Raw genomic sequence first — 7,115 nt, 5'->3', positions numbered from 1 at the left:
CTCATCGGTCAGGTCACTGTCGTAGTAAGGCTGACTCATATCCTCAAGCCATGTAGATGTCACTCTTCTGGTATCGCGCCTTTGTGACCGTAGTTGTCTTCTACTTCACATACATTTACAAACAGTTTCTGATAGGCGGGTACAAAAGCTCACGCTAGATGTAGCTATAACCCTATTAGGTTTGCCTCAGTGGCGCTTCTCAAATGACGTGTGATTGAAGTTGATCGTGGCAGAACAGTCCACGTCTCGAGCTGAAATAGAGCAAGGGCAATACTGCTGTTGATTGAAAGCTGAACCCACTTGAGCGATCGTCAGCCAAACACCAACATGTGGTCAGCCGATTCAGTAGAAAGTTGAGCACTTGAAAATTCTCTTCCTAAAGCTATGCTGTGAAAAGCATAAAGGGGCCGGGGAGCACTATGACGGTAGATGTACGGAAGTTTTTTCAGGCGACGAATCCTAGCCGAACGCTGGTAGCAGGAGACCCAGAGGATCAGAAAGTCTATATTGACTTTTCCTCTGTGCGGGGCGGCAAGATTATTGAGGAATTGAAGACCAACATCACCTTTTTTTCGCCGGATGAACCGACCTGTGTGCTATTTACAGGACACATTGGCTGCGGCAAATCCACGGAGTTGCTGAAGTTGAAGGCAGAGTTGGAGGCTGAGGGCTTTCATGTCGTCTACTTTGAGTCGAGTGAAGACCTGGAAATGGCAGATGTGGACATTGGGGATGTCTTACTGGCGATCGCCAAACGGATCAGCGAAAGTCTAGAACAAGCCAACGTCACCCCTCAGGCAAAAGGCTTTCGTGCCCTTTTGGATAACACGATCAAAGTCTTAACGACGGAAGTCGATGTGAAGGCGAAAGCTAAACTGCCTGGTCTGGAAGCAGGCATTAGCAGCAAGGGTGAGGTCTCGTTGTCAGCCGGAATTGCTGAGCTGACAGTCGTAGCAAAAAATGATCAGGGGTTGCGGGAACGTTTGAACCAGTACTTGGGTCCACAGAAAAACAAGCTGCTGGATGCCATTAACAAGGAGTTATTGGAGCCCGCAATCGCTCAACTCAAGCAGCAGGGTAAAAAGGGGTTAGTTGCGATCGTCGATAATCTCGATCGGGTTGATAATCGGGCTAAGTCCTTTGGTCGTCCGCAACAGGAGTATTTGTTCATTGATCAGAGCGAATGTCTGACTCGTTTGAACTGCCATGTTGTCTACACAATGCCTCTGGCGCTTAAGTTTTCCAACGAGTACGGGATGCTGACTCAACGCTACGAAGAGCCGAAAGTGCTGCCGATGGTGCCAGTGCAATTTCAGGATGGCAGTATTTGTGAGGAAGGGTTAGTGCTATTGCAGCAAATGGTGATAGCTCGTGCCTTCCCTGATTTAGAGACGGCTCAACGTCTGGAGAAAATCACTGAAATCTTTGACCAACCAGGCACTCTAGATCGGCTCTGCTTCGCTAGCGGTGGTCATGTACGCGATCTGCTGCGGTTGCTGAATGACTGGATCAAAAAAAGCAGACAGTTGCCTCTAACCGTCGCCACTCTCGAGGAGGTTATCCGTGCTCGTCGGAATGAAATGGTTCTGCCTATTACTGATGATGAGTGGGAGTTACTGCGGCAGGTGCAGCAACGTAAGAAGGTAAGTGGTGATCAGGGCTATCAAACGCTGATTCGCAGTCGTCTGGTGTTTGAATACCGCGATCATGGAGAATCCTGGTTTGACGTCAATCCCATTCTGGCAGAGGCAAGGGAGTTAAAGGGGCACGGGTAAAGGGAGCGAGTGATGGAGAAAGAGGGTAAAGTTGTCTATTCTCCAGGCTAAGATACGCGAATATACAAATATGGGTCGCGTGGTTTGGTAGTTATTGTCCTCGGCACTTAACGGTCAAATATAACCCTACTTCTGAACAACATTCTTTTGTGATGGCGATCACATGAGACTAAGCAACACCTGAGTCGCAAAACGCTGTCTATGGTTGCCCCTGACGTTGAAGAAATCCTCATTCATAACCAGGACGCTCTGGAAGAATTGGCATGGGCGATCGAGGCATCTCAGGGACAGTTTTCTCTAACGCTGGCACGCTGCAATTACGCCAGTTTGCGTGGGCAGTTAGTAATCCAGATCCAGAAGGCTTGCACCGTCAAGCTGCTTGTTACCCCTCTGCAACAGACTAGCCAAACGCTTTACACACGACTACGAGAATTAACCGACGCTACACCTGTCGAAGCACTCATGGTGCTGGGGTTAGAATCTGTCGATGCCTTAGAGGAAATGCTGCCAGCAGTCAACTCGGTGCGAGAAGAATTTCGCAAGCACTTCTCGTTTCCGATCGTATTCTGGATAACGGATGCGGTACATAGCAAACTGGTGCAACTGGCACCCGACTTCGAAAGCTGGGCCACCACCACTGATTTCACCCTGCCCCCGAATGCTTTGCTGGATGCTCTACGAAATGCCAGCGATCGACTCTTCTCCACCCTCCTCACTCCTGACTCTAACCGCTCCTTCCGCCGCCTGCTGGAGAATCTTGACTTAGGTTTCCTGCAACGCGCCGAAGTCGAAGCTGCCGTCAGAGACTTACAAAAAACTGGGCACTCCCTCACCCCCGATTTGCAAGCCACCCTCGAATTCCTGCGGGGTTTGAATGCCTCTACCAATCAAGAAGCGCTGGAACACTTTCAGCGCAGTTTGGAATATTGGCAGGGGGTAAGCAGCGAAGGCAATAAGGCGATAGGAGGTCAGGAGCCAGACGTCAGGAGCCAGACGTCAGAATCTTCACCCCCTGACCTCCACTTCACACCACCTTACCTTCCCACCCCTTCACCCAACCTTATCGCCGGACTCCTCCTTTACTTCGTTGGACGCACACTTTATAACCTTTGTAGCGAGAACAAGTATCGTCAGGAAAATTGGGAACCACCGAAGCAACCGCTGCAAGAGTGTCTCAGGGTCTTTGAACAAGCAAATCGTCCTGATCTAGTTGCCAAGTCAATGACCCAGATGGAGCGGACGTTAGAGAAGTTGAAGGCGTGGGAAGCTTTAGAAGCTTTGGTGCAAAAGTCGCTCCCCCTACAGCAAATTTACGACAAGCCTGTTCGACAGGCCGTGGACTATCGCTATCTGGCGCTAACGGCAATCCAGAGGGGGCAGGGGGCAGACGCAAAACGCTATGCTGAACGGGCTCTGGAGATCATTGAGCAAGTGTCTGAGGAGCATCGCTACCGTGGGCTGTATTTGTTGACCCTGGCAGAGGCAATGAAACTGACAGGACAACGGGAAGCTTCATTGTCTCGCTTAAATGAAGCGCGATCGCTTGGTGATCAGGGCATTCCACAGGTCTATATTGCCATTCTGGAAGCACTGCGAACCCATTACATTGAGCAAAAAGACTATCTGGAAGCCTTTCGACTCAAGCAAGAACGCCTGGCAGTAGAGCAACAGTATCAATTGCGAGCGTTTGTGGGAGCTGGACGCCTGCGTGCCCAACGCCAGGATCAGGAAGTGCTGCGATCTCAAACTACGATTGGGACGACCGAACGCACCGTTTTAGCAGCAGAAAACTTACCCACTGGAATTGCCTCCTGGCAGCGGCAGCGAGACGTAAAGCAACTGGTAGAACGTATTGGACGCAACGACTGCAAGCTGATTGTGATTCACGGCTACTCTGGTGTGGGCAAAAGTTCCCTCATTAGTGCCGGGCTGGTGCCTACCCTGGAGCAAAAAGCGATCGGTCTTCAGGTTAACTTGCCTGTAGTAGTGCGAAAGTACACTGATTGGGCAGAGGAATTGGAACGACGCATGGCAGAAGTGCTGGGGGGGGTGCCTTCCGCTTCCACTACACCCAATACCCGATCCCCTACGCCCCAAGCTCTCATTACCCAGCTACGCCACAACGAACAGCGCAACCTTCGCACCATTCTCATTTTTGACCAGTTCGAGGAATTTTTCTTCGTCTATCCTACTCCTGCTCAACGCCGCCCATTTTTTGAGTTCCTGGGTCAGTGTTTGCAACTCCTGTTGGTAAAAGTAGTGCTACCACTGCGAGAGGACTATCTGTATTACCTGCTGGAATTCAATCGTATCCCTGAAATTAGCACCACAGGCATTGATGTACTGAGTCGCAATGTCCTTTATCCTCTGGGCAACTTTGTGCCCGACGATGCCAGAGTGATTATTCAGGAGTTGACGGAGCAGGCACGCTTTTACCTGGAACTGGAGTTAGTCGAGGCATTAGTAACAGACCTGACGGATGAAAACGGGGAAGTGCGTCCGATCGAACTCCAGATTGTAGGGGCACAGCTACAGACCGACGGTATCCGTGACTTGGAGGCGTATAGCAAGTTGCGGGAAGCTGGAAAACCCGCTAAGGAAGTGTTGGTCGAGCGCTATCTGGCAGAGGTGGTTGCTGACTGCGGCACCGACAATCAACGGGCAGCGGAACTGGTGCTGTACTTGCTGACGGACGAAAACAATACCCGCCCGCTGAAGACCCGCGCAGAGCTTGCCGAAGACATGGGTGAGGAAACTACCAAGCTGGATTTTGTGCTGGAAATCCTGGTGCGATCGGGCTTGGTAATGCTGTTGCCAGAGATCCCCGCTGATCGCTATCAACTTGTGCATGATTATCTCGTGCGCTACATCCGCCAGCAACAGGGCGAAGATTTACTGGCAGAACTAGCAAAAGAACGGCTCCAACGCAAACTTAGCGATGAAAAGCTCAAACGTTTTCTAAAACGAGCATTGATTAGCTCTATTACTACTGGGATAGGGTTTGCCGTACTAGCCACAGTTGCGATTAGTTTCTGGCTGAGCGCTGAGGGAAGAAGGAAACAGGTGGAAGTTGCTGAAATAAATGCATTAAATTCTGTCTCTGAAGCTAAGCTCGTTGCTCATAATCAGCTTGAGGCAATCGTTGCAGGAGTTCAAGCGGGGCAGCGGGTCAAGCAGACAATGGCATCATCAGAGCTAAAAAACAAAACAGTAGATACATTGCGAAAAGCTATAACCGATGTTCAAGAACTAAATCGCTTAGAAGGACATACGGGTCGCGTGTTTAGTACTAGCTTTAGTCCTGATGGTAAGCTCCTTGTCTCTTCTAGTGCTGATGGCAGTGTAAAACTTTGGAAACGTGACGGTTCACTAGTTAAAACTTTGATAGGGCACAAAGGACAAGTCTGGATTGCAACATTTAGCCCAGATGGGAAAGTTCTTGTCTCTGCAAGTGGTGATGGAAAAATTAGGTTATGGAACCGGGAAGGTTCACTAGTCAAAACGTTAAAAGGGCACACAGGTGGAGTGACTAGTATCAGCTTCATTCCCAAGAGCAATATCTTTGCTTCCGCTGGTGATGATGAAAAGATCAGGTTGTGGAACCAGGACGGTACATTGATTGGAGTGTTCCCAGCTCATAAGTATATCAATAGCCTCAGCTTTAGCGCGGACGGACAAGTGATTGCCTCAGCTAGCAACGACAATACAGTAAAACTTTGGAAGCGTGACGGAACCCTGCTTCACACGCTCTCAGGTCATAAAGACGTTGTATGGAGTGTGAGCTTTAGCCCAGATGGGCAAACACTTGCTTCGGCAAGTTATGACAACACAGTCAAGTTATGGAACCGCGATGGCAAGCCGCTAAAAACTTTTCAACGGCATACAAACCGAGTCCTTGGCGTAGGCTTTAGTCCTGATGGGAAAGCAGTTGCCTCTGCCAGCTTAGACAGCACAATTATTGTTTGGCGACTTGATGGTGAAGTACTGACGATGTTTCAAGGGCATTCTGGAGGAGTACGCAGTGTAAACTTTAGTCCAGATGGAAAAGCGCTCGTATCAGCGGGGTTAGACAAAACAATTAGGCTTTGGAAACACAACGATCTGTTTAAATCTCTACGGGGGCATAAAGACAAAATTCGAAGTGTTGCTCTTAGCCCAAACGGGCAGATAATCGCTTCATCAAGTAAGGATAAAACCATAAAAATTTGGAATTACGATGGCGCTTTATTGGAGACAATAGCAGGAAGTGCTGAAAGGGTTGCAAACCTTACCTTTAGTCCAAATAATGAGCTTGTTGCTGGTGCCAAACGTGATGGAACTGTAAAGCTATGGAGGCTTAACGGTGGCTCAACAACAACTCTTCGCAGCCATAATGCAGCAGCTTTAGAAGTGAAATTCAGTCCAGACGGCCAAATTCTTGCATCTGCTAGTGAAGATAAAACAATTAAGCTTTGGAGCCGCAACGGCAAACTCCTTGAAACACTTCAAGGACACCAAAACGATGTGAACGGCTTGAGCTTTAGCCCCAATGGTAGGATTCTTGCTTCAGGTAGCCAAGATGACACGATAAAGCTCTGGAACCGTAACGGTATGCTTCTTAAAACTATTTCGACTAATCAAGAAGGGGTTACAAAAGTTAGTTTTAGCCCAGACGGACAATTTTTGGCTTCAGCAGGTTTGGACAACACTGTTAAGCTCTGGAATTACGACGGCTCTCTAGCTAGAGTACTCTTCGGTCACCAAAATCGAGTTTGGAGCGTTAACTTCAGTCCAGACAGCCAGTTAATTGCATCAGGTGATGCTAATGGGGTAATTAATATTTGGAGCCGCGAAGGAATACGACTCCAAACATTTGAAGATCGAACATTCAGCATTTGGGAAGTAGGTTTTAATCCCGATGGTCAGCTACTTGCGTCAGCTAGTGATGATATCACTATAAAGTTGTGGAAACTAGACCTTCAGAAACTTAATGCCTTAAAGTCTAACAATCTAGATAACCTACTTCAGCAAAGTTGCCAGTGGCTAAATAGCTATCTAAGAACGAATGAGACCATCCGTCCAGAAGAAAAGAATCTCTGCCCTCAACCTTAGCAAGTAGAGTGAAAAACAATCATTAGGAGCACTATTTAGTTAGCTTTGGGGCTGCCGGTAGAGCCATCTCCACCACCATCACGGGCATGAGCAACTCCTCCAGAACTGACGATCAGTAACATTACAGCAGCAAATAGGAGCATAATCTTTTTCCAGCTGAAAAGCCTGTTCATCCTATAACCCCATACCTAGCTTGGTACTCACGTTTTCATCAAAATTTTATCAATTACTCCAGCAACGAGTATTACC

At 48.5% G+C, this 7,115-nt stretch carries 2 protein-coding genes; both read left to right on the top strand.

Annotated elements, in window-relative coordinates; translation table 11 throughout:
• Nucleotides 1-419: 419 nt before the first annotated feature.
• The gene (locus tag H6F86_RS03960) at nucleotides 420-1,775 is read left to right on the top strand and encodes a P-loop NTPase fold protein (RefSeq protein WP_190446813.1); all 1,356 of its coding nucleotides are present in this window, start codon (nucleotides 420-422) and stop codon (nucleotides 1,773-1,775) included.
• 201 nt (nucleotides 1,776-1,976) lie between these two features.
• Complete coding sequence (locus H6F86_RS03955; protein ID WP_190446812.1) at nucleotides 1,977-6,866, top strand: hypothetical protein; 4,890 nt, start codon at nucleotides 1,977-1,979, stop codon at nucleotides 6,864-6,866.
• Nucleotides 6,867-7,115: the final 249 nt, after the last annotated feature.

It is taken from the genome of Phormidium sp. FACHB-592 (genome assembly GCF_014695795.1).
In the GTDB taxonomy this organism is placed as follows: Bacteria; Cyanobacteriota; Cyanobacteriia; order Leptolyngbyales; family Leptolyngbyaceae; genus Stenomitos.
The sequence above is the reverse complement of the archived record's forward strand: the minus strand, read 5'-3'. Positions and strand labels throughout refer to the sequence as shown.